The organism is Stenotrophomonas sp. Steno-Z4 (assembly GCF_056393145.1).
On the sequence record NZ_JBWJPC010000001.1, the window covers coordinates 1456201 to 1477763 of the forward strand.

At 67.7% G+C, this 21563-nt stretch carries 15 protein-coding genes; 6 read left to right on the forward strand and 9 right to left on the reverse strand.

Features of this window, described 5'->3' with window-relative positions; translation table 11 throughout:
• Window positions 1-46: 46 nt before the first annotated feature.
• The 5 genes from AC06E7_RS06395 to glyQ all read right to left on the reverse strand — a co-directional run bounded on the left by AC06E7_RS06395 (window position 47) and on the right by glyQ (window position 10780).
• Window positions 47-559 (reverse strand): hypothetical protein, encoded by a 513-nt coding sequence (locus AC06E7_RS06395; RefSeq protein ID WP_478063577.1) that lies wholly within the window; start codon window positions 557-559, stop codon window positions 47-49.
• 96 nt (window positions 560-655) lie between these two features.
• Window positions 656-2704 carry a hypothetical protein gene (locus AC06E7_RS06400; RefSeq protein WP_478063578.1) on the reverse strand — a complete coding sequence of 683 codons (2049 nt, stop codon included), beginning with the start codon at window positions 2702-2704 and terminating at the stop codon, window positions 656-658.
• Between the two features lie 8 nt (window positions 2705-2712).
• Window positions 2713-7506 carry a hypothetical protein gene (locus tag AC06E7_RS06405; RefSeq protein ID WP_478063580.1) on the reverse strand — a complete coding sequence of 1598 codons (4794 nt, stop codon included), beginning with the start codon at window positions 7504-7506 and terminating at the stop codon, window positions 2713-2715.
• A gap of 269 nt (window positions 7507-7775) precedes the next feature.
• Window positions 7776-9872: a glycine--tRNA ligase subunit beta gene (gene glyS / locus AC06E7_RS06410; RefSeq protein WP_478063582.1), complete on the reverse strand. Its 2097-nt coding sequence runs from the start codon at window positions 9870-9872 to the stop codon at window positions 7776-7778.
• A complete protein-coding gene (gene glyQ, locus AC06E7_RS06415) occupies window positions 9869-10780 on the reverse strand; it encodes a glycine--tRNA ligase subunit alpha (RefSeq protein ID WP_068847918.1) in 912 nt (303 codons plus the stop codon). Before glyQ ends, glyS begins: the two co-directional genes overlap by 4 nt.
• A 116-nt stretch (window positions 10781-10896) precedes the next feature.
• Between glyQ and AC06E7_RS06420 the strand changes: the two genes are divergently transcribed.
• The 3 genes from AC06E7_RS06420 to AC06E7_RS06430 all read left to right on the forward strand — a co-directional run bounded on the left by AC06E7_RS06420 (window position 10897) and on the right by AC06E7_RS06430 (window position 14438).
• On the forward strand, window positions 10897-12732 hold the full coding sequence (locus AC06E7_RS06420; protein ID WP_478063584.1) for a GspE/PulE family protein: 1836 nt from the start codon (window positions 10897-10899) through the stop codon (window positions 12730-12732).
• Entirely contained in the window at window positions 12704-13423 is a 720-nt protein-coding gene (locus AC06E7_RS06425; RefSeq protein ID WP_068847921.1) for a glutamine amidotransferase, read from the forward strand. Before AC06E7_RS06420 ends, AC06E7_RS06425 begins: the two co-directional genes overlap by 29 nt.
• 103 nt (window positions 13424-13526) lie before the next feature.
• Window positions 13527-14438, forward strand: a complete 912-nt coding sequence (locus tag AC06E7_RS06430) for a BPSS1780 family membrane protein (RefSeq protein ID WP_478063586.1) — start codon at window positions 13527-13529, stop codon at window positions 14436-14438.
• A 490-nt stretch (window positions 14439-14928) separates the two neighbouring features.
• Here the strand turns inward: AC06E7_RS06430 and tatC are convergent, their stop codons facing one another.
• From tatC to AC06E7_RS06450, 4 genes are all read right to left on the reverse strand, one after another.
• Window positions 14929-15678, reverse strand: a complete 750-nt coding sequence (gene tatC, locus AC06E7_RS06435; RefSeq protein ID WP_068847925.1) for a twin-arginine translocase subunit TatC — start codon at window positions 15676-15678, stop codon at window positions 14929-14931.
• Window positions 15675-16166: a Sec-independent protein translocase protein TatB gene (tatB, locus tag AC06E7_RS06440; RefSeq protein ID WP_068847927.1), complete on the reverse strand. Its 492-nt coding sequence runs from the start codon at window positions 16164-16166 to the stop codon at window positions 15675-15677. The genes tatC and tatB overlap by 4 nt, the downstream gene beginning before the upstream one ends.
• 15 nt (window positions 16167-16181) lie before the next feature.
• The gene (tatA, locus tag AC06E7_RS06445; RefSeq protein ID WP_217538947.1) at window positions 16182-16409 is read right to left on the reverse strand and encodes a Sec-independent protein translocase subunit TatA; all 228 of its coding nucleotides are present in this window, start codon (window positions 16407-16409) and stop codon (window positions 16182-16184) included.
• A 77-nt stretch (window positions 16410-16486) separates the two neighbouring features.
• A complete protein-coding gene (locus AC06E7_RS06450) occupies window positions 16487-17374 on the reverse strand; it encodes a YSC84-related protein (protein ID WP_184126063.1) in 888 nt (295 codons plus the stop codon).
• 166 nt (window positions 17375-17540) lie between these two features.
• Here AC06E7_RS06450 and hemH point away from each other — a divergent pair, with 166 nt between their 5' ends.
• From hemH to AC06E7_RS06465, 3 genes are all read left to right on the forward strand, one after another.
• Complete coding sequence (gene hemH / locus AC06E7_RS06455) at window positions 17541-18503, forward strand: ferrochelatase (protein WP_478063590.1); 963 nt, start codon at window positions 17541-17543, stop codon at window positions 18501-18503.
• On the forward strand, window positions 18500-19348 hold the full coding sequence (locus AC06E7_RS06460; protein ID WP_478063592.1) for an alpha/beta fold hydrolase: 849 nt from the start codon (window positions 18500-18502) through the stop codon (window positions 19346-19348). The genes hemH and AC06E7_RS06460 overlap by 4 nt, the downstream gene beginning before the upstream one ends.
• A 254-nt stretch (window positions 19349-19602) precedes the next feature.
• A complete protein-coding gene (locus tag AC06E7_RS06465) occupies window positions 19603-21312 on the forward strand; it encodes a methyl-accepting chemotaxis protein (RefSeq protein WP_478063594.1) in 1710 nt (569 codons plus the stop codon).
• The last annotated feature ends 251 nt before the right edge of the window (window positions 21313-21563 follow it).

Sequence of the window (21563 nt, forward strand, 5' to 3'; positions counted from 1 at the left end):
GAAGCCCGTCGCTGCGGTGCATGCGGCCTCGAGCATCACGCCATATTCACGCAGGCGGAAGGTGAGCCAGAAATTGTGACCAGTCCATCGAGGGGGACACGGAGATTTCGTAGGCCTCACCGCTGTCCACGCCGGACTCGATGCAGATGCTGAAGAACGCAGGCGCCCCCCTGCCCGGCACGCAGGCGTAATAGCAATCGCCGTTACCGTGGTTGTTGTAGCGGCCGAAGATCAGCACCCCGTCGCGCAGGGTCAGATTCCCGCCGCAGGCATCGAGCCCGTCGTCGCCGTCCCCGGGCGCCACCTTCCGGTGTACCGGCCCGCTGGCATCAGCGTCGTGCAGGAATCCCTGTTCGAGATAGGCGCGCAGGTCGTCGGCGATCCCACTGCGGAACAGGTCGCGGGCGAACGCGGTGGCCTGGCTGCCGAACAGCAGGAAATCGTGCTCGCGCGTGCCCAGGGCCTGCTCGCGGTCGGCCCCGAGAACGGAGGCGTCCGCCGCGGTGAGGCCCGGTGTGCTGGAAAGTGCGGCAGGACGGCCGGCGCCGTTGATGATCATTGCAAGTGCTCCCGGAATCGGTGGTCCAGCGGCGGCCGGGGCTCGCACCCCGGCCGTCGCACATCGACATGGTGCCGCATCCGCATGCGGCGCGCCTCAGAATCCCTCGGCTTCATACTCCGTCCGTGTCCAGAGCCGCGGCACCGGCCGCGGCGGCGGCGATGCCAGCAACTGTTCCTCGGCCCATTGGCGCACATCGGGCTTCTTCAACTCGGCGGCGGCCATCTGCCGAATGTCGTTTTCGGAATGGCCTGCACCCTCCCATGCGACGCGGTGCTTCTCCATCACCCGCAGCATGGCCTGCTCCGACCGCCACTCCAGGGCCTCGGTCGGCGTGTCGAAGTGATAGAACACGGTAAGTTCGACATCGGGCAGCATCTCCTCCAACTCGGCCAGGCGGCGATCACAGCTGTAGGAACAGGGGTTGCTGTCGGACAGGATGCCGACCTTCCCCGTGACCTTCGGTATCGGGCCCCTTCCATCGAGAAGGTCTGCGATCGCAGGCACCGCCTTCTTCAATGCGTCAAACCAGCCCTTCAGGATCTTGCTCTCGCTGCATGAGCGGATCTGGTACAGGTAGTAGTCGCCGGGGGTCAGGGATTTTGCATTGCTTGCCAGCAGATTTCCCTCGCCAACGTACTGCCGCATTGCCTCCGAGAGCGACTTGCCATCCAGTGCGTCGAACTCCGCGTCGGTCAGCTCGGCGAACGACCGGGCCTGCTTCCCGCCCGGCACCGTCACCTGCAGGTCGCGCTCGGTCAGGGTGATCTTCTTCGACGCCTGCCCCGGTTCGGCCAGCTTGCCCACCGAGGGCATCAGGTCTGCACCCAGCGGATAGTCCGCACGGAACAGGTCGCTCTGCATCGGCTTGCCCTCGGCCTGTGCAGCGGGCAGGAACACGCGGCGCACCGGCACCGGCTTGACGAAGTTTTCCGGGTGCATCCATGCCCGCGGCACGGTACTCAAGGCGAAACCACTGTCCGGGAAATCCGGTGATGGACCCAGCGGCACCCCGTCGTACGCGATGTCGTCCAGACGGTAGTAGGCCGCGTTCATCAGGTCGTAGCCGTTCAAGGTGCGGAAGTTCTTCTTCTGCAGCTCCTTCATGCGTGCGGCGTCGGCCGGCGGCAGGGATTGCTTCTCCAGCTTGAGCTGCATCATGCGGCTGGTCAGCGCCTTCAGTTCGCGTTCTTCCGCGCGCAGGCCGGTGTAGGTCCGGTCCAGCGCGTGCCGCATCGCGCCCAGGCTGCGCTGCATGTCGTCACGCAGTGCAATCATGTCCGGACCCAGCGAGATGCTGTCCGGAGGATCGCAGTCCGCCGAACGGCGGGTGCGCTCGTGGGGCCGTGCCTCACTGTTGGGGCTGATGTCGGGCACCGGCTTGAGCGGTCCCCTCAGGCTGCAGCGCTGCGTGATCGGCATCTGCTTCATCTGCTCGACCACTTCGCGCCGCAGCGTGGTTGCGTCGCCCAACCGGCGTTTTTCGGGTGCGGCAAGCTGTTCGAACAACGCGTCCTGCCAGTGCGTATGTACCTTGTGCTGCGCATCCGACACGATCAGTGCGCTACCCGTGCCAGGGCTGAAGGCCAGCCGTGCTTCGGCAACCCCGGGCGTTGTCGAGCCGACCAGCAGCACGGAACCGCCCTGGCCATCGTCACGCACCTTGATGGTGCGGCCAGGCAGTGCCGACTGCAGGTGGGTGCCCAGTTGCTGCACATCGGCAAGCGTGCCGAAGGCGTCGTTCACCACCGCCTGGCGTTGCTGGCGCTGCGTCCGGCTGGTGAGTGTGTCGGCCACGATCGCGCGGATGTCCGTGGAGAATATCCACGATTCCACCTCGCGCTTCTGCAGGCCGTTGGAGCGGGTGATGATCTCTTCCGCCTCGGCCTTGGTGAGATCGGGGAAGTGCTTGACCAGGTTGTCCGCTGCCGTTGGCAGGCGGTGCTGGGCGGCGATCCAGCGTTGCCAGGTGAGGCGGCTCTGCGCCGGGTCGGCCTTGATCACCCGGCCCAGCTCGCTGCGCACCGCCTGCAGCAGCGCGTCGCGGCCGGTGTCCGCCGGTAGTTTCAGCCGCGTGGCCAGGGCGGTTGCGTCAGCAGCGTCAACCAGGGCCTCGACGCCGGGCAAGGTGCGCGTGTCGGCCACTTCCACCATCAGCCCGACGGGACCGCGGCCGAAACGTGCGCCTCGGGTCCACTCGCCGATGGTGTGACATAGGTTTCCACACCCTTGCCGTTGCCCAGTGCAGGGCTGTCGGCCCAGGCGCGCATGATGATCGCCTCGTCGCCGGGCATGCCCAGCGATTCGGGGTCGCCGAGAATGCGCTGCACACGCTGGTCGATGGTGAGCTCCTGCACCACGTGGCGCAGGTCGGCACTGGGTGAGGAATCTCGCGAACGCACGCCGAACACCGCCTCCAGCTCGTCCAGCTTCTCCGGCGGCAGGTTTTCAGCCTCCGGCAGGCGGCTCACCCACCCGCGCCCGCCCACTGGCGACAGCGTGGTGGTGCCGCGGTGCGCCGCCGGGCGCTCCTGCCGGTACCAGGCGTTGTTCCTGAATTCCACCGGTGGACCTGGCGCCTCGGATGCATCCGGCATGCGCAGGCGCACATCGCGGCCATCGGTCACCGCTTCGACGAAATGACCTTCCTGCCGGATATATGTACGGTCCCGCTGCCGGTACAGCAGGCCGCCACCGGCGAGCGGTTGTTCCAGCATGGGCAGCGCTGCGGTCGCCAATGCGCTGTCCGACACCGCGAAGCCCTGGTTGACCTGTCCGTCGGCGCTGAACCCCCGCCGCTGCAGGCGCAGCTGGCGCACTGCAGCGGTCGCCTCGGCGATGGTGCCCAGGCTGCGCTTGCCGAGCTGGTACAGCAGCCCGGGGATCGCGGTGATCTGGGCCGGGTCGAGCAGGTCGACCACCCCCCCGCCGATCTCGAGGATGCCGTCATCGACCAGGCCGCGCTCCAGGTAAACCAGGCCCCGGTGGAAACTGTCGACCACCACCCCCAGCGTGCCGGCCAGGCACAGCAGCGTGCCGGTGCCGCCACTGGCGAGGGAACACAACGCGCCCACCCCGATCGTGCCGATCATCCTGAGGGTCTCGACCAGCTGCTCGTGCGGGCTCACCGTCAGCTCGTCCACATCGTCGATGCGCGCGGCGATCAGCGTGGCCGCCGCCGCCTGCGGCCCACGCGTGGCCGCGAAGCCGAACGGGATGCCGCGCGAGCTGGCGGTATGCTCGAATGCCCCGGCCAGGTCCGGGTGGTAGCGATACTGCGCGCGGGTGCGTACATAGGCTTCGGCCTCGGGCCGGCGCAGCCAGAGGGCAAAGGCGCGCTCGTCCAGCACCTGGTCGCCGTAGGGGGTATCGGGCAGGAACACATGGCGACCGGCAGGCGTCTGGATCGCCCACAGCCCCACCAGCGGGTGGCCTTTGAGCGTCACTACCTGCAGGGTCGAAGTCTGCTTGCCGACCGGGTCGAGCTGCGCGTGCGCCGTTTGCAGCGCGGCGTGGGTGGCGGCGTCCAGCAGGCCGTCCTGTCGGGCCACCTCGATCATCCACGCGGTGCGCGCGCGGATCTGGTTGCCCAGCGCAGCGGCGAAGGCCCTGCCCTCCCCGGTGCGCGGCAGCGCGCGCAGGTGCTCAATGTAGGCCGTGGCCAGCCGGTTGCTGGTGGCGAAGCTCTCCAGCTCGCCACAGATCGCCCGGCGCAGCGCCGGGTCGGCCAGCCGCGCGGTGAGCTCGGCGTCCACCCCGCCCTGCGCGTCGCCGCGCCACGCCACCAGCTGCATCGCGTCCAGCGTCGCATCGTCCAGCCAGGTGGCTGGCGGCAGCCGGGCATTGGGCATGCCGGCCGCGTCGGGCGCCCAGTCCGGGGCGTTCAGCGGTACCGGCGGCCGGGGCAGCCCGTGCTGCTGCCAGCCGCGGGTCGCCCAACGGGTCAGGTCCATGTGCTGCTCGCCCAGCTGCAGACGGACCCGGCTCGGATCGAAGCCCGCCAGCGAGCCTTCGAAACCGGCCATCCGCAGCGCGCCCACCATGGCGTCGGTAACGCTGGGCTGCGCGTGCGTGTCCAGGGTCTGCAGGGCGCTGTCGCGGCGCTGCTCGTAGGCGGCGTCCGCCGCTACGTTGGCAATGCCCAGCGGGCTCCAGCGCAGCAGGTTGCGGCCCAGCTGTTGCTGCGCCAGCGCCTGCCCGTGACTGACCAGCGTGTCGGCCCACTGCTGCCGCGCGCCGTCGGCGTGCTCGACCGGAGTGAACGCAAAGGTGAAGCTCGTGGCCGGGTTCCATGCCTCAGGTCCGCGCTGGCCGCGCTGGTGAAGCACGAGACGGGCTTCCCAGTCATCGACCAGTCTCTGCACGTCCCTGCGATGTTCTGGCGGCGCGGCCTGCACGATGTCGTCGCCCAGGCTGCGCTGCACCCCGCCGTCGGCGGCAAAGGCACCGCTGCGGGCGCGCTGGGTATCCAGGAACTCGCGGAACGCGTCTTCGTCGCCGAATGCCTGGAAACGCGACAGGTCCGAGCGGTACAGCACCACCTGGCCGCGCAGCCCCTCCTCCTTGGCGGCGCTGCGCAGCACCAGGTAATTCGGCACCGGCACCGTGATCGCGCTGCCGTCGGGCAGCCGGTCCACATAGGTCAACGTGGCGCGTTCGACCGCGCCGGTGCCCTGCAGGAAGCCCAGCACCACCTCCGCGCCGCGCCGATGCGCGTCGCCGCTGCCCAGCCGGCCCAGCGCCTTGGCCTTGAGCGCGTCCAGCACCAGCTGCGCCTGCACGGCTGCACTGAGCGCCGGCCGCGCCTGTTCGACGCGGGAGGCGATGTCCACGCGCAGGCGGCTGGCGTCGGCACTGGCCAGCGCCTGCCTGAGCTGGGCCCACTCACGCGGGGTGACCGGCAGGTCATCGCGCAGGAACGACGCCTCACCGGCGCGCGGCCGCGACAGGCAGTACGCGAGCAGCGGCAGACGGTCGTCCACCTGCATCCCGGCCACGTCCTTGTGCGGCAGGCGCACTTCGATGTCCATCCAGTTCCCCTGCCACCCCGCCTTCTGCAGCAGTTCTTCCATCACCGCATCGGCCGCGTTGTCCACCGCCGCCAGGGTGGGGGCGATCCTGCGCAGCGCCTGCCAGTGGCCGACCAGCAGTTCCTGTTCCGAGGCCGACAATCGCGCCACCCACTCCCAGCCGGGCTGCGTGGCGATGTCGCGCGCTACCGCTACCGACCACAGACGCATCGACTGCAGCTGCTGCATCAGGGCAGGGTCGGCGCGCAGTACATCCAGCTGCGCGGTCGACACACCGTGCCGCTGCAGGTCGGTTTCCTGTTCGCCTGCGCGGTAGGCGGTGGTGGCGGGTGCCGCGCGCCGCGTGCGACCGCTACGCGGAGTGGGCTCCAGTTCGCCCAGTACCAGGTCCAGCGCGGTGCCCCAGTGGCCGTCCGGCAACCCAACCACCTCGACGGCCAGCTGTTCGGCCAGCGCAATCGGCGTGGCCGCGGCGGTATCGGGCCAGAAATAGCGCTTCAAGCCAATCACTGCCGCACCCGCACCGGTTACCGTCGCTGCCGCTGCCAGCGCCAGCGGCGTCCGTCGCAGATTGGGGAACATGCGCGCGGTGGTAGCCGCTCCCGTCGCCACTTCAACTGCTTCGGGCGACATCAGCGGCTCGGTCACCACCTCGCGCAGCGCCGAGCCGCCCATCAAGGTCATTTCTACTGCGGGTGCGGCTTGTGGCACCGACTGGAAGCCACCCCGTGCCGCATGGCCCAAGGTGGCAATGCCGGCGCCCAGCCACGCAAGCCAACCGCTCTGCGGGCGGCTGCCCGGTGACGCTGCCGCATCGGCCGGCCGCGCCGGGCTAGGTGCCGGGGCAGGTTCGCGGGTCGGCCCCCCTGCCTGCGGGGCCCCGGGCGCGCGCGACGCTTCAAACGTCACCGGCTCAAGGCTGTCGATGGTCGGACGGATGCGTGGCGGGCCCGGCCGCAGGTCCCGGTCCGCCCAGCGCTGGAACTCGATCCGTTGTGCCTTTTCTTCCGGGCCTGGACGCAGTGCGCGTTGGTCGCGTTCGACCGGCACGTCCGCTTCCCCATCGGCAGCCACCGCGCCCGGTGCAAGCAGCGCCCCGCCCACGCCATTGAGCACGGCGATGCGCTGCCAGTGCAACGGCAGTTCGGCGATGAAGCGACCGATCCCCTGCAGCTGCCCCGCCGGCTTGGGCAGCGCGCGTTGCACCTGCCAGAGCAGTGCGGCCACCGCCAGCGCCGACACCAGGTGACCGCCGCCGAGGTTGGGGCGCAACTGCGCGTCGGCCTGTGCGATCTGCTCATGCAGGGTCCACAGGCTGGCCCGGAGTGTTTCGGGCAACGACTGCACCAGCGCGTCGAACTGCGCATGAGTGCGCAGCGACGGAAGCGCCGCCGCCAATGACGGCAGCACGGCGGCCACGCTGCCCCACGTGCCGGTGAATACGCTGCGGGCGAGCTGGCCTGCGGTCATCGCGCTGCTGGCCCAGCCGGGCAGTTCGGCCATCAGTGTGGTCCACGCTGCCCGTGTCAACGCGCTGTCCAGCGTGTTGATGCCCAGGTGGCGCAGCATCGCCACATCGCGACCTCTCGCAGCAAGCGCCTGCTCCATCCGCTGGGTGATGGCCTCGCGTTCTTCCGGCGTGGTGGCAGCGGCGATGTACTTTTTCATCGTCCACGCCAGCGCCGCGCGTTCCGGCGCTTCTGTTTCCAGGATCGCATCATGCACCGCCCTTTCACGCGGGCTCAGCACGACGTCCAGTGCCGTGGCTTCCCGCGGGTACGGCGATGTCGCATTGCTTACATGGGTGGGGATATTTGCGCCTGTCCCAGCCGCATCCTGCGCCACAGACTCGTTGGCCGGTGCGTTGAACGGGTTGAAGGTAGACAAGGCGCCAGCGGCGCGATCGAAGATGGGCATGCGGCAGAACTTCCATGCGAAGCGGGGGCGAGCCGCGCAGGACGCACGCGACGTGTCGGTGCCGCGTGGAAGTGCGGCGCCGGATGATCACGCGGCGCTGGGAAATACCGATTGCACGAATTTATCGTTTTCTGATTTTTCCTAAGAAACGCTCAATCAATATTCAGATTGATTGCAGTTTTCGTCGCATTCGAGCAAATGCGCATAAAAAGAAAGCGCCCGAACCAGTCGGGCGCTTTCAAGGGTGAGACGCGATAAGGCTGTTGCCGTCAGCTGGACAAATGCTCGATCGCCGCCACGCTGCCCAAGCGGTCGCCCAAGCGCTTGAGCAGCGCCAGACGGTTGCCGCGCAGTGCGGGATCTTCCGCGTTGACCATCACCGCATCGAAGAACGCATCCACCTGCGGGCGCAGGCGGGCCAGGCGCGCCAGCACGCTGACGTAGTCCTTCTGGTGCAGGCTGGCGTTGCTGTCGTCGATGGCCGCTTCGACAGCTTCAGCCAGTTCGCTCTCGGCCGGTTCGGCCAGCAGGGCCGGATCGACCATGCCGGGAATCGCCCCCTCGGCCTTGCGCAGGATGTTGCGGATGCGCTTGTTGGCGGCGGCCAGCGCTTCGGCTTCCGGCAGCGCGGCGAAGATGCCGATGGCGTCGATGCGGCGGTCGAAGTCGTACAGCGAGGCCGGCTTCAGTTCGGCCACGGCGTTGAAGTGCGTGGCCGGCACACCCTTGTCGGCGTAGTAGCCGCGCAGGCGGTCGATGATGAAGTCGTACAGCTCCTGCGGCATGGCCTCGGTCTTACGCTCGGCACTGGGCTGCACCGCCGCCGGCAGGCCGGCAAAGGCCGTTTCCAGCAGCGCGCGCAGGTCCAGCTCGAAGCCGGATTCAATGATCGTGCGCGCCAGGCCCAGCGCGTTGCGGCGCAGTGCGAACGGGTCCTTGTTGCCGGTTGGCTTCAAGCCTGCGGCAAAACCACCGGCCAGGGTGTCGGCACGCTCGGCGATGGCCAGCACCTTGCCCAGGTCCGACAGCGCGATGTCATCGCCACCGAAGCGCGGCTGGTAGGCCTCATCGATCGCCAGCGCGACGTCGGGCGATTCGCCACCGGTCACCGCGTAATGGCGCCCGGCAATGCCCTGCAGCTCGGGGAACTCGTTGACCATGCGCGACTGCAGGTCGTTCTTGGCGAGCACGGCGGCGCGCCTGGCCAGCACCGGATCGGCGCCCACCTGCGGTGCGATAAGCCCGGCCAGCGCGACAACGCGCTGCACCTTGTCGGCCACCGAGCCCAGCTTGGCCTGGTAGGTGACGGTCTTGAGACCCTCGCCCATGGATTCCAGGCCCTGCTTGAGGTCCTCGTCGAAGAAGAACTTGGCATCGGCGAAGCGCGGGCGGATCACCCGCTCGTAGCCCTTGGCCACTTCGGCCACGTTCTTCGATTCGATGTTGGCGATGCCGATGAACTTCTCGGTCAGCTTGCCGCTGTTGTCCAGTACCGGGAAGAACTTCTGGTTGATTTCCATCGTCTCGATCAGCGCTTCCTGCGGTACCGCCAGGAAATCGCGTTCGAAGCTGCACAGCACCGGCGCCGGCCATTCAACCAGGTTGACCACCTGTTCGAGGTTGTCATCGGTGATGCGCGCCTGGCCACCGGCGGCGGCGGCTTCGGCATTTACTGCCTCTACGATGCGGCTGCGGCGCGCGTCGGCGTCCACCAGCACATAAGCGGCCTGCAGCGAACTGACGTAGTCGTCCGGCGAGGACAGCCACACGGTCTTGTCGTGCATGAAGCGATGGCCGCGGCTCATGCGGTCGGACTTCAGGCCCAGCACGTCGGCCTCGATCACGTCCTTGCCGTGCAGCAGCACCAGCCAATGCACCGGTCGAGCGAAGCCGTAGGCGTGGCTGCCCCAGCGCATCGGCTTGGGAATGGGCATGGCGGCAATCGCTTCGGCCAGGATCTCCGGCAGCAGCGCCGCGGTGCGCGCACCCGGGGTCACCGAACGGTGCACGAAACGCTCGCCCTTGGCATCGCTGGTGCGCTCCAGCGCGGTCCAGTCGATCCCGGCCTTGGCCGCGAAACCCTGCAGCGCCTTGGTCGGCTGGCCATCGGCGTCCAGCGCGATGTTCACGTACGGGCCCAGCACTTCACCGCGCTGTTCCGGCTGCTCCACGGCCACGCCGGGCAGCAGCACCGCGAGCCGGCGCGGGGTGGACAGCGGCTTGGCGTCGCCGCGTTCCACTTCCACGCCACGCTTGGCCAGGCCGTCCACCACGCCATCGAAGAATGCCTGGGCCAGGCCTGGCAGCGCCTTCACGGGCAGTTCTTCGGTACCCAGTTCAATCAGCAGCGGCAGCATCGTGCTCATGCCTGCACCTCCTTGGCCGCCACCGCTTCGAGGCGCTTGGCTTCATACAGTTTCGCCACCGCCTGGGCCAGCGCGCGCACGCGCAGGATGTAGCGCTGGCGCTCGGTCACGCTGATCGCGCGGCGCGCATCCAGCAGGTTGAACGAATGGCTGGCCTTGCACACCTGCTCGTAGGCCGGCAGCGGCAGGCCCACCTCCACCAGCTTCTGCGCTTCCTTCTCGCACGCGTCGAAGCGGTGGAACAGTTCTTCCACGTCGGCGTACTCGAAGTTGTAGGTGCTCTGCTCCACTTCGTTCTGCAGGTACACATCGCCGTAGGTCACCGGCGTGCCGTCGGGCCCGTAGGTCCACACCAGGTCATACACGTTGTCGCAGTTCTGCAGGTACATGCACAGGCGTTCAAGACCGTAGGTGATCTCGCCCAGCACCGGCTTGCACTCCAGGCCACCGGCCTGCTGGAAGTAGGTGAACTGGGTCACCTCCATGCCGTTGAGCCAGACTTCCCAGCCCAGGCCCCAGGCGCCCAGGGTCGGCGATTCCCAGTTGTCCTCGACGAAACGCAGGTCGTGCACCAGCGGGTCGATGCCCAGTGCCTTCAGCGAATCCAGGTACAGCTGCTGGATGTTGTCCGGGCTGGGCTTCATCGCCACCTGGTACTGGTAGTAGCGCTGCAGGCGGTTGGGGTTTTCGCCGTAGCGGCCATCGGTCGGGCGGCGCGAGGGCTGCACGTACGCGGCATTCCAGCTTTCCGGGCCGATCGAGCGCAGGAAGGTGGCCGGGTGGAAGGTGCCGGCACCGACCTCCAGGTCCAGCGGCTGGATCAGCACGCAGCCCTGCTGCGCCCAATACTGGTTGAGGGTCTGGATCAGGCCCTGGAAAGTGATCGGAACGTTCTGGGTCGCGGACATGCGGCGGAGTCTTGCCTGCTCAGGGGGTGCGCTAGTATAGCGACGGACCGCCCGCCGGCATTCCAGGCAAGCTGCCATCACGCCGTGCAGGCCCCCGCTCCGAGGATTCTGGCGCCATGGAACACCGCTCACCGGCAACGCTCGCCCCCGATCCTGCTCCGGGGCCCCTGCCGCCGGGTCGGCTGGATTTCGATCAGGTGGCGGCTGCCATGGTGGCCGACGGGCTGGTCGCGGCCAGTGATGTGGAGCGCATCCGCTTTTCCGGTCAAGGCGCCCGCAATGCCAGCGAGGTGCACCCGCTGGTGCTGCTGGCCAACCTGAAGCTGGCGGCCGCCTCCGGCGGAGAGCTGGGCCTGGAACGGCTGACCGAATGGCTGGCCACCCGAACCGGCACCCGCTACCTGCGCATCGATCCCACCCGGGTGGACGTGGCGGCGGTGACCGCGCTGGTCTCCCATGCCTATGCCCGCCGCCATCGGTTCCTGCCGCTGGCAGTGGACAGCGAGCGGCTGCTGGTGGCCACCAGCGAGCCGCTGGCCCAGGAGTGGCTGCTCGACCTGCAGCACCTGGCCCGGCGCCGGATCGAGCTGGCCATGGTCAACCCGCTGGACCTGCACCGCTACACGATGGAGTTCTACGGGGTGACCCGGTCGGTGCGCGGGGCGCGCGGCGACGTGCGCGGCGAAGCCAGCGGCGTCCTGCCCAGCTTCGAGCAGCTGGTGGAGCTGGGCCGCTCCGGCGATGTGAACGCCGATGACCAGCACGTGGTGCACATCGTGGACTGGCTGCTGCAGTACGCCTTCGAGCAGCGCGCCTCGGACATCCACCTGGAACCGCGCCGTGACATGGGGCGCATGCGTTTCCGCATCGACGGCGTGCTGCACAAGGTGTTCGAGGTACCGCCGGCGGTGATGACCGCCATGGTCAGCCGGATCAAAGTGCTGGGCCGCATGGACCTGGCCGAGCGTCGACGGCCGCAGGATGGCCGCATCAAGACCCGCTCGCCGGGTGGGCGCGAGGTGGAAATGCGCCTGTCGACCATGCCCACCGCCTTTGGCGAGAAGTGCGTGATGCGCATCTTCGACCCGGATGCGGCTTTCAAGAGCATCGACCAGCTCGGTTTCAGCCCACAGGAAGCGGCTGGCTGGACCGCGCTGGTGGAGCGCCCGCACGGCATCGTGCTGGTCACCGGCCCGACCGGTTCGGGCAAGACCACCACCCTGTATTCCACCCTGAAGCGGCTGGCCACCCCGGACGTGAACGTGTGCACGGTGGAGGACCCGATCGAGATGATCGCGCCGGAATTCAACCAGATGCAGGTGCAGACCAACATCGACCTGGACTTCGCCGCCGGCGTACGCACCCTGCTGCGGCAGGATCCGGACATCATCATGATCGGCGAAATCCGCGACCTGGAAACGGCCCAGATGGCCGTGCAGGCGTCGCTGACCGGCCATCTGGTGCTGTCCACGCTGCACACCAACGATGCGCCTTCGGCGATCACACGCCTGCTCGACCTGGGCGTGCCGCATTACCTGTTGGCCAGCACCATCAACGGGGTCCTGGCCCAGCGCCTGGTCCGCACGTTGTGCCCGCACTGCAAGGTGCCCAAGCCGCTCAGCGCGGCCCAATGGGCGGTGCTGGCTGATGCCGATGAGGCATTACCAGAGTCTCCCACGCCATATGCGCCGGCCGGTTGCCTCGACTGCCGGCGCACCGGCTACATGGGCCGGGTAGGCCTGTATGAGTTGCTGCCATTGAGTTCGCGGCTGCGCGGGCTGATCCGGGCGGACATGGATCTGGCCGGTTTCAACCGGGCCGCGCGTGCTGAAGGAGTACGAACCCTTCGCCGCGCGGGGCTTGAAAAGGTGGCGGCAGGGCTGACTACAATCGAGGAAGTCCTCAGCGTGCTGCCTCCCCCCGATGAACCGCTCGCCTTTCCTGATTCTTGAAACCGGCCAACCGGTCGCTTCGCTGCGCCGGTACGGCCGTTTTCCGCACTGGATCCGGGTCGCGGCGGGGCTGGATGCGGACGAGACGGTGGTGGTGGACGTGGAGCACGGCGGCGAGCTGCCCGACCACCGCGATTTCGCCGGGGTGATCATCAGCGGCTCGGCCGCCTACGTGACCGACCGTGCCGACTGGAGCGAGCGCAGCGCGCAGTGGCTGCGCACCGCCGCGCATGACAACCGCCCGGTGTTCGGCATCTGCTACGGCCACCAGCTGCTTGCACATGCGCTGGGCGGTGAGGTGGCCTACAACCCGGCCGGGCGCGAATCGGGCACGATCGAGCTGGCGCTGGAGCCGTCGGCGGTGGACGACCCGCTGTTCGCGGGCCTGCCGGCGCGCTTCCCGGCCCATGCCACCCACCTGCAGACGGTGCTGCGCGCGCCGGAGGGTGCGGCCATCCTGGCGCGCTCGGCGCAGGACAACTGCCACGCCTTCCGCTGGGGCCAGCAGGCCTGGGGCGTGCAGTTCCACCCGGAGTTCGCCACCCACCACATGCGCGGCTACGTGCGGGCGCGTGCCGAGTGCATCGGTCGCCACGGCGGCTGCGCGCGCAGCGTGGCGCGCGGGGTCAGTGCGGCCCCGCTGGCCCGCCAGCTGCTGCGCCGGTTCGTCCGCCAGGCGCGCAACAACTGAAAGACCGCTGGGAGCGACCTTTCCTTCAGGTGATGGGCACGGAAAACAGGGATAATCGTTGGTATTCGGGGCGTACGCGCCCTTCCCCCTGTTCCGGAATGGTATGAGCGAAATTCGCAAGCTGCCCGCCTCGGCGGGCGCCCAATGGCTGCTGGACGCGTTCACCCTGTATCGCCGCGCACCGCTGCAGCTGGCGGTCCTTGGCGTGATCGGCATGCTGGTCAGTTCGCTGATCCTGGTGCTGGCGCAGGCATTGCCGAGCTGGCTCGGCGTGTTGCTGCAGCTGGTGTCGGTAGCGGTAGGCCCGCTGGTGTTCGGCGGCATGCTGGTCGCAGTGAGCGAAGTGGCCCAGGGCCACCGCGCCATGCCGACCCACCTGCTGCAGCCGATCCGCGACCGCCGCGTGAGCCACCTGCTGGTGCCGCTGGCGATCCAGCTGATCGCGGTGATTGCGCTGGGTACGCTGTTGTACGTGATGATGGGCCCCGACGGCCTGACTGCCACGGCCGAGATGTTCCGCAGAATGCAGGAGCTGCAGCAGTCCGGCGCCACGCCGAGCAATGAGCAGACCATGGCGCTGATGGCCGGCGTACCGGTGGTGCGCATCCTGCTGTGGCTGCTGATTGCATTCGGCACGTTCGTGGCGCTGAGTATGGCGATGTTCACCCAGCCGGCGCTGGTGGTGTTCGACCACCAGAGCGGCATGCACGCGCTGCGCATGAGCCTGCAGGGCTGCATCCGCAATTTCGGCGCGATGGCGGTGTTCATGCTGCTGGGCCTGATCGCGGCGATGTGCATCTACTTCGTGATGATCATCGTGATGCAGCTGGCGCTGATGGCCGGCGGCGCCGGTGCAGCCGCGTTCGTGATGCAGCTGACCAACACCGCGGTGATCATGCCGCTGTACGTGGGTGCGGTATACGCCGCCTGGAACCAGATGTTCGCCCACCGCGGCCGCGCCGCCCCACCGCCGGTACCGCCGTCGAACGGGCCTGGGAATATTTTCGCGGCTTGATTGGCGGCGACAGCAACAGCAACAGCAACAGCAGCGTTTCAGATGCTGCGGGCTGGGGCCGGGCGACGGGCAGCCCCCTCCGGGACACGCCGTGAATCCATCCCTGGAGGCTTGGCAAAAACATCCATGTTTTTGACAGTCCCTCCGGGGGCTACCCGCCGCCCGGCCCCGTCATGGATCGCGCTGTGCGGTACGAAGAGCAGCGACGCATGGCGTCGCTCTACCGTGCGCGTGCGATGTATTCGGTGATGCATTGAAAGAATCAAAAACGTAGAGCGACGCCATGCGTCGCTGCTTTGCTTTGCTTTCTTATCCGCACTCGCGATGCACGAGAGGGGAGGCCGGCGGGCAGCCCCTGTAGGGACTGTCAAAAACATGGATGTTTTTGCCAAGCCTACAAGGATGTATTTACGGCGTGTCCCGTAAGGGGCTGCCCGTCGGCCTCCCCAGCACGCAGCAAAGAAAACGCTGCTCTTAAGCTCTAAAAGCGCTACTGCGCCTGAGGCTCATCACCCTTCGCAGGCACCAACCACCGCGAAGCATGTATCCCAAGCTCATAAAGCAGGCACATGGGAATCGCCAGCATCAACTGGGAAACCACATCCGGCGGGGTCAGCACAGCCGCCAACACGAAGATGCCCACGATGGCGTAACCGCGGCCGTCCTTGAACTGCTGCGGCGTGATCCACCCCAGCAGGGTCAGGATCACCATCGCCACCGGCAGTTCGAAACTGCTGCCGAACGCGAAGAAGATCGCCAGCACGAAATCCAGGTACGCATTCGCGTCCGGCGTGATCGCAATCACCTCGGGGCGGAACGTGGTCAGGAAGTGGAAGACCGCCGGCAGCACCAGAAAGTACGCGAACGCGCAGCCGATGTAGAACAGCAGCACCGAGGTTGCCAGCAACGGAACGGCCAGGCGCTTTTCGCGCGCATACAGGCCCGGCGCCACGAATGCCCACAGCTGGTACAGCAACCACGGCACCGCGATGAACACGGCCACGAAGAAGGTCAGCTTGAGCGGCGCGAAGAATGCACCGGCCGGGTTGGTCGCGATCATCGACTGCCCGTTGGGCAGCTGCGAGATCAACGGCTGCGCCAACCACGTGTAGATCTGCCGCGAGAACGGCATCAGCCCCAGCAGCACCACGCCCAGCCCGATCAGCGCCCGCATAAGACGCGCGCGAAGTTCGATCAGGTGTTCGATCAACCCGCTTTCCGGCGACTCGTTACCGCTCATCGCGGGGCCTCCGTCGTCGCAGGCGGCGGATCGCGCGGCGCCTGCCCGTCGATGCCCGGCGGTGCCATCGCATCACGCGGTTCTTCAGGCACGGCCTCGGGCTCGGGTGCCACGACGTGTTGGGCCACGCTCGCCGGCGAACCCGGCGCGGGCCCGGTCATGACCGGCTCGTCGGTGCTGGCTGGCGTATCGCCATCGCGCTGTACCTGGTTGCGCACCTGCTCGGCTTCGCGGCGTACCGCCTCACCACTGGCACGCAACTGCGCCTCGGTATCGCGCACCGAATCCTGCGCGTCGCGGAACTGGCGCTTGATCTCGTCTGCGTGCAGCTCGCGTTCCAGCTCCTGCTTCACCGAATCCCACTGGTTGCGCGCGCGCCGCACCCACAGCCCCGCGAAGCGGGCTGCCTTGGGCAGACGCTCGGGACCCAGCACGACCAACGCTACTACCGCGATGACCAGCAGTTCACTGAAACCGATGTCGAACACGCCATGCCGCCCCGATCAGCGCCGGTCGCGGTCGTGCTCGTTCTGCGATGTCGTCGTCGAATCCTGCGGACGCGACTCATCGCTGAGGTGCGCGGTCGGCTTGTCCTCGTCGCGCATGCCCTTCTTGAATTCCTTCACGGCACTGCCAAGGTCCTTGGCGCCACTGGTCAGCTTCTTGGTGCCGAACACCAGCAGAACGATGACCAGTACCACCACCCAATGCCACAAGCTCATACTGCCCATGATGTTCTGCTCGCATTACCCGGTTACAAGGACCTGAGCATAGCGCACCGCCGGTAGGGCGGCGCGCGTGACGAAAGTCAGTTGCCGTCCAGCGATTCGGTACGCACTTCGCCTTCGCCCACCGGCTGGAAGCCCTGCTGCGGCGCCGGCTGCGCCGGAACGGCCTGCAACGGCGCGGTGGTGGCACCGGCATTGGCCTGTTCAGTTACGACCGGCGCTGCCTGGGGCTGCGGGGTCGCCGCACGCGGGGCCGGTGCACTGCCGGCGGTGCCGCGCTTTTCACGTGCCGAATACGTCGCCTCTTCCAGACGGTCGCGGAAGGCCACCACGTCCATCGACGGCGCTTCGCCCATGCGGCCCTCGAACACCATGCGCGGCGTGGTGTTGCTGCCGTAGGCGTCCAGGTTCGCCTCATCGTCGATCTGCAGCACCGCGCCATCCAGCGCCACGCCGGCAAACAGACCGCGCGCACGCGACCACGACCAGATCTCGGCCTTCAGCTGTCCATCGGTGGCCGCGGCGGCATTGCGGCCGACGGGACCGGCCGCCACGCCGGCATCGGCGCCCAGGGTGAATTTGCCGTTGACGAGATTGTCCAGGCTGCGGTCGTTGCGGAACACCAGCACCACGTCCGAGGACTGCACACCGGCCTGGAAGCCGATGCTGCCGCCGGTGAGCTTCATGAACACCGGGTTGGACCAGCTGCCATCGGCGTTCTTGACCGACATCAGACCGTGGCCACGGCGGCCGCCGATCACCAGGCCTGCCTTGATTGTGTCGGGAATGACCACGATCGCGCGGCCTTCGTCCAGCAATTTGTCCGGAATGCCCTGCTCGGGAATATTCTGGATGTCGTTCAACACGCGCACCGCGTTGCGGGCGCGCTGGTCCTCCTCCGGCCCGGCCATTGCCTGGGTCGACAGCAGGCTGGCGGAGATCAGCAGTACAAGGCTCAAGCGGCGCATGGGTGCTCCAGAAAGGGGAAATACGGACAGCGTCGATACGCTTTCCCCGAAATTAGTGGGGTTCTGATGAATCCGCAATGAGTATGTTCGGTTCAATCGAGCCGCTCGATGATAGTGATGGCGCGATTCGATCCCGACCGTCGCGCAGACCTGCGAGAATGGTCCCATGCTCGACGCACCCGATACCGCCGTGCTGGCGGTCAATCTAGGCACACCCGAGACGCCCACCGCCCCGGCGGTGCGGCGTTACCTGGCTGAGTTCCTCAGCGATCGGCGCGTGGTCGCGATTCCGCCGCTGCTGTGGAAGCCCCTGCTGTTCGGGCTGATCCTGCCGCTGCGCAGTGGCCGCTCGGCAGCCAAGTACGCCCAGATCTGGCTGCCCGACGGTTCTCCCTTGATGGTCTACACGCGCCGCCTGGCCGAAGCCATGCAGCAGCTGATGCCCAATGTGCGCGTACGCCACGCCATGCGCTACGGCGCGCCCGCGCTCACCGCCGAGCTGGACCGGCTGGCCGCCGAAGGCATGCGCCGGATCGTGGTGCTGCCGTTGTACCCGCAGTATTCGACGACCACCACTGCCTCCATCGAAGACCAGGTGCGTGACTGGCAGCCCCGCCATCCGGGCGTGACCGTCACCCTGGTGCGCGATTACGCGGTGGACCCGGACTGGGTGGCGGCGGTGGCCGGCAGCATCCGGCAATGGTGGGAGCAGAACGGCCGCGGCGAGCAGCTGGTGTTTTCCTTCCACGGCATTCCGCAGCGCCTCGCCGATGCCGGCGACCCCTATCCGCAGCGCTGCGAAGCCAGTGCGCAGGCGATCGCGCAGGCACTGGGCCTGGCGGATGGCGAGTGGAAGCTCACCTACCAGTCGCGCTTCGGTCGCGAGAAGTGGCTGCAGCCCTATGCCGAACCCACGCTGTGGGCGATGGCCGAGCGCGGCGTCAAACAGATCGACGTGGTCTGCCCGGGCTTCGCCACCGACTGCCTGGAAACGCTGGAAGAAGTAGCGATGGGCTTCACCGAAACCGTCGCCGCGCGCGGTGCGCAGATGCGTTACATCCCTTGCCTCAACGCCGATCCCGCGCACGCGCTGGCATTGTCGCGGCTGAGCATCACGGCGTTGGCATGACGCTCGAACCGTTTGTACTGCCGGTGGCGGGCACCCGCGTGGCCGGCCTGCGTTCGACGCCGGCGGCAGGCACGCGCGTGCTGGCGCTGCACGGCTGGCTCGACAACGCCGCCAGCTTCGTGCCGTTGGCCGCAGCACTCCCCGGGCTGGACCTGGTGGCCATCGACCTGCCCGGACACGGCCACAGCTCGCATATGCCGCCGGGCACGCAGTACAACACCCCGGGCGCGATCTGCCATGTGCTCGACGTAGCCGATGCATTGGGCTGGGAGCGCTTCACGCTGCTCGGCCATTCAATGGGCGCCGGCATTGCCAGCCTCACCGCTGCCGCCGCGCCCGAGCGCGTGGAGCGGTTGATCGCCATAGAAGCGCTCGGCGGCCTGCGCGGGCCGGAAGATGAAACCGCGCAGCGCCTTCGCGAGCATGTACGCGCCGTGCGCGCGTTGCCATCGAAGAAGCTGCGCGTGTTTTCCGATCTGGCCGCGCCGGTACGCGCGCGCATGATGGCGAACCAACTCAGCGAGCCCTGCGCGCGCCTGCTGGTTGAACGCGGCGTCATGCCGGTGGAAGGCGGCTACAGCTGGTGCAGCGACCAGCGCCTGATGCTGCCCACCGCGATGCGGTTGAGCGAAGCGCAGATCGACGACCTGCTGTCGGCGATCGAATGCCCCACCCAGGTGATCTACGCGACGCCGGCACAGTCGTACTACCCCGAGCCGCTGCGCAGTGAACGCATCAAGCTGCTTCGCGACGGCCGCCTGGATGTATTCCCCGGCACCCATCACCTGCACATGGAGCACCCGGCACTGGTGGCCGACGTGATCACGCGCTTCCTCGCCGGCTGACCACTGCGACACCCTGTCGCACTCAACTTCCAGCGGCGCCAACCGATACCGATGCAGCAGGCACGCGCAGCGTGCCTGTGTCGTCGCTTGCTCCGCCGTCTGCGAAGCCGCGTGTCATCCGGCTTCCAAGGAAGGAGTGCTCTCCCCCATCCATGTCTGTGCAAGGTCTTCCGCCGCTGGGTCGCCGGGCCTCGCATCCGTTTGTCCGCGTTTCAGCGGATGACGTTCCGTTCCGAATTGCTTCTGGAGTTGTCATGTCTGCCAGTCCCCACCCCTCCTCACGTCCACCCGACGCACCGCTGCTGTCGCCTGCGTTGCACCCGCACCCGCGCGGGCAGCGCATCCTCGCGGGGTTGCTCTCCACCGGGCTGGTTTGCGGCCTTGCCGGCGCCCTCTGGCAACAACAGTCCGTCACCGTGCTTGGCATCGCGATGGCGACCGGCGCGCTGGTGGTGCTGGCGCCGCGGGTGCGGCGCAGCAGGGACGCGCTGCGCGCCGAGCTGGCGCGCGTATCAGCAGGTCATGCGCAGCTGCAGGCGCATTGCACCCGCCAGCATGCCGGCGCTGCGGCCGACGCCACCCTGCGCCTGGCATTGGAGGTCTCGCACACGGCGGTGATGATTGCCGATGCGTCCCACGTGATCCGGTATGTAAACCCCGCCGTGGTCCGTCTGCTTCGCAACCAGCAGGCCACCCTGCGCGAGGCGTTTCCGGATTTCGACGCCGACAGCCTCGTGGGCACCAGCATCCATCGCTTCCACGCCAACCCGGATCGCATCCGCGCCATCCTGGACACCCTTCAGGCCACCCACCATGGGCGCGTGCGGATCGGTCCCGTGCACTTTGCCCAGGTGGTGAGCCCGATGTTCGATGCGGCCGGGGCGCGCGTCGGCTTCGCCGTGGAATGGCACGACCGTACCCAGGAGCTGGTGCTGGAGACGGCCGTGGCCGAGATCGTGGATGCCGCGACGCGCGGCGACCTGGACCGGCGCCTGCCGCGGGCCGACAGCGGTGCCGCCTTCATGGATGGCCTCACCACCGGCATCAACCAACTGCTGGAGCGGGTGGGCAGCACCGTCGGCGATCTTCGCCGCGTGTTGTCGGCCTTGGCTGAGGGTGATCTGGGCCAGCGCATGGAGGGCGACTACGAGGGATCGTTCGCCGCCATGCAGCGCGATGCGAATGCGACGGCGATTCAGCTGGGCAGCATGGTCGAACGCATCCGGCGCAGTGCCGGCGCCATCGCGCTGGGCGCTGAGGAAATCGCCAGTGGCAACCATGACCTCTCCACCCGTACGGAGCGGCAGGCAGCACATCTCGAGGAAACGGCCTCTTCGATGGAAGAGCTTACGGCCACGGTTCGACAGAACGCCGAGCATGCACACAAGGCCAGCACGCTCGCGCGTGGGGCGCAGGACGTGGCCGACCGTGGCAGCGCGGTGGTGGGGCGCGTGGTCAGCACCATGGACAGCATCCACGGCGCATCCAAGCGGATTGGCGAGATCACCGGCGTCATCGATGGGATCGCCTTCCAGACCAACATCCTTGCCCTCAATGCGGCGGTGGAAGCGGCGCGCGCCGGTGACCAGGGCCGTGGCTTCGCGGTGGTGGCCAGCGAGGTACGCAGCCTGGCACAACGTTCGGCCGAGGCCGCGCGTGAGATCCGGCAGTTGATCGATGCATCGGTCAGCGAGGTGGCCGATGGTGCCCGGTTGGCGCAGGACGCCGGCCACACCATGCAGGAAATCGTGCGCAGCGTGGCGGGGGTCAGCGAGATCATGGCGAGCATTGCTTCGGCGTCGCAGGAGCAGGCCGCCGGCATCGACCAGATCAACCAGACGGTGGTGCAGATGGACGAGGCCACCCAGCAGAACGCCGCGCTGGTCGAAGAAGCCAGCGCCGCCGCGCGCGAGCTCGAGCAGCAGGCAGCAGGCCTGACCGAGGCGGTTGCAGCGTTCCGTTGAGGGGTTGTGCGTATCGACTGACAGTCGATAACGATCTGGTAGATCACGACCGTTGGTCGTGATGCGCGAAAGGCGCCCCCCGGGGCGCCTTTTTCGTGCACTCGGTAGGTGCCGACCGTGGGTCGGCACGCATTGACGCAAAGGAAAAACCCCGCTGCGTATGCAGCGGGGTTTTTGGGTGTAAACCCTGGCGATGACCTACTCTCGCATGGCTTGAGCCACACTACCATCGCCGCAGCTGCGTTTCACTT

Bases quoted from the DNA above. Each gene is read 5' to 3' on its own strand.
- AC06E7_RS06405 (WP_478063580.1), bottom strand. From the start codon at position 7,506: ATGCCCATCTTCGATCGCGCCGCTGGCGCCTTGTCTACCTTCAACCCG.
- AC06E7_RS06425 (WP_068847921.1), top strand. From the start codon at position 12,704: ATGAACCGCTCGCCTTTCCTGATTCTTGAAACCGGCCAACCGGTCGCT.
- AC06E7_RS06420 (WP_478063584.1), top strand. From the start codon at position 10,897: ATGGAACACCGCTCACCGGCAACGCTCGCCCCCGATCCTGCTCCGGGG.
- tatC (WP_068847925.1), bottom strand. From the start codon at position 15,678: ATGAGCGGTAACGAGTCGCCGGAAAGCGGGTTGATCGAACACCTGATC.
- AC06E7_RS06460 (WP_478063592.1), top strand. From the start codon at position 18,500: ATGACGCTCGAACCGTTTGTACTGCCGGTGGCGGGCACCCGCGTGGCC.
- glyS (WP_478063582.1), bottom strand. From the start codon at position 9,872: ATGAGCACGATGCTGCCGCTGCTGATTGAACTGGGTACCGAAGAACTG.
- AC06E7_RS06430 (WP_478063586.1), top strand. From the start codon at position 13,527: ATGAGCGAAATTCGCAAGCTGCCCGCCTCGGCGGGCGCCCAATGGCTG.
- AC06E7_RS06465 (WP_478063594.1), top strand. From the start codon at position 19,603: ATGTCTGCCAGTCCCCACCCCTCCTCACGTCCACCCGACGCACCGCTG.
- AC06E7_RS06395 (WP_478063577.1), bottom strand. From the start codon at position 559: ATGATCATCAACGGCGCCGGCCGTCCTGCCGCACTTTCCAGCACACCG.
- glyQ (WP_068847918.1), bottom strand. From the start codon at position 10,780: ATGTCCGCGACCCAGAACGTTCCGATCACTTTCCAGGGCCTGATCCAG.
- hemH (WP_478063590.1), top strand. From the start codon at position 17,541: ATGCTCGACGCACCCGATACCGCCGTGCTGGCGGTCAATCTAGGCACA.
- tatA (WP_217538947.1), bottom strand. From the start codon at position 16,409: ATGGGCAGTATGAGCTTGTGGCATTGGGTGGTGGTACTGGTCATCGTT.
- AC06E7_RS06450 (WP_184126063.1), bottom strand. From the start codon at position 17,374: ATGCGCCGCTTGAGCCTTGTACTGCTGATCTCCGCCAGCCTGCTGTCG.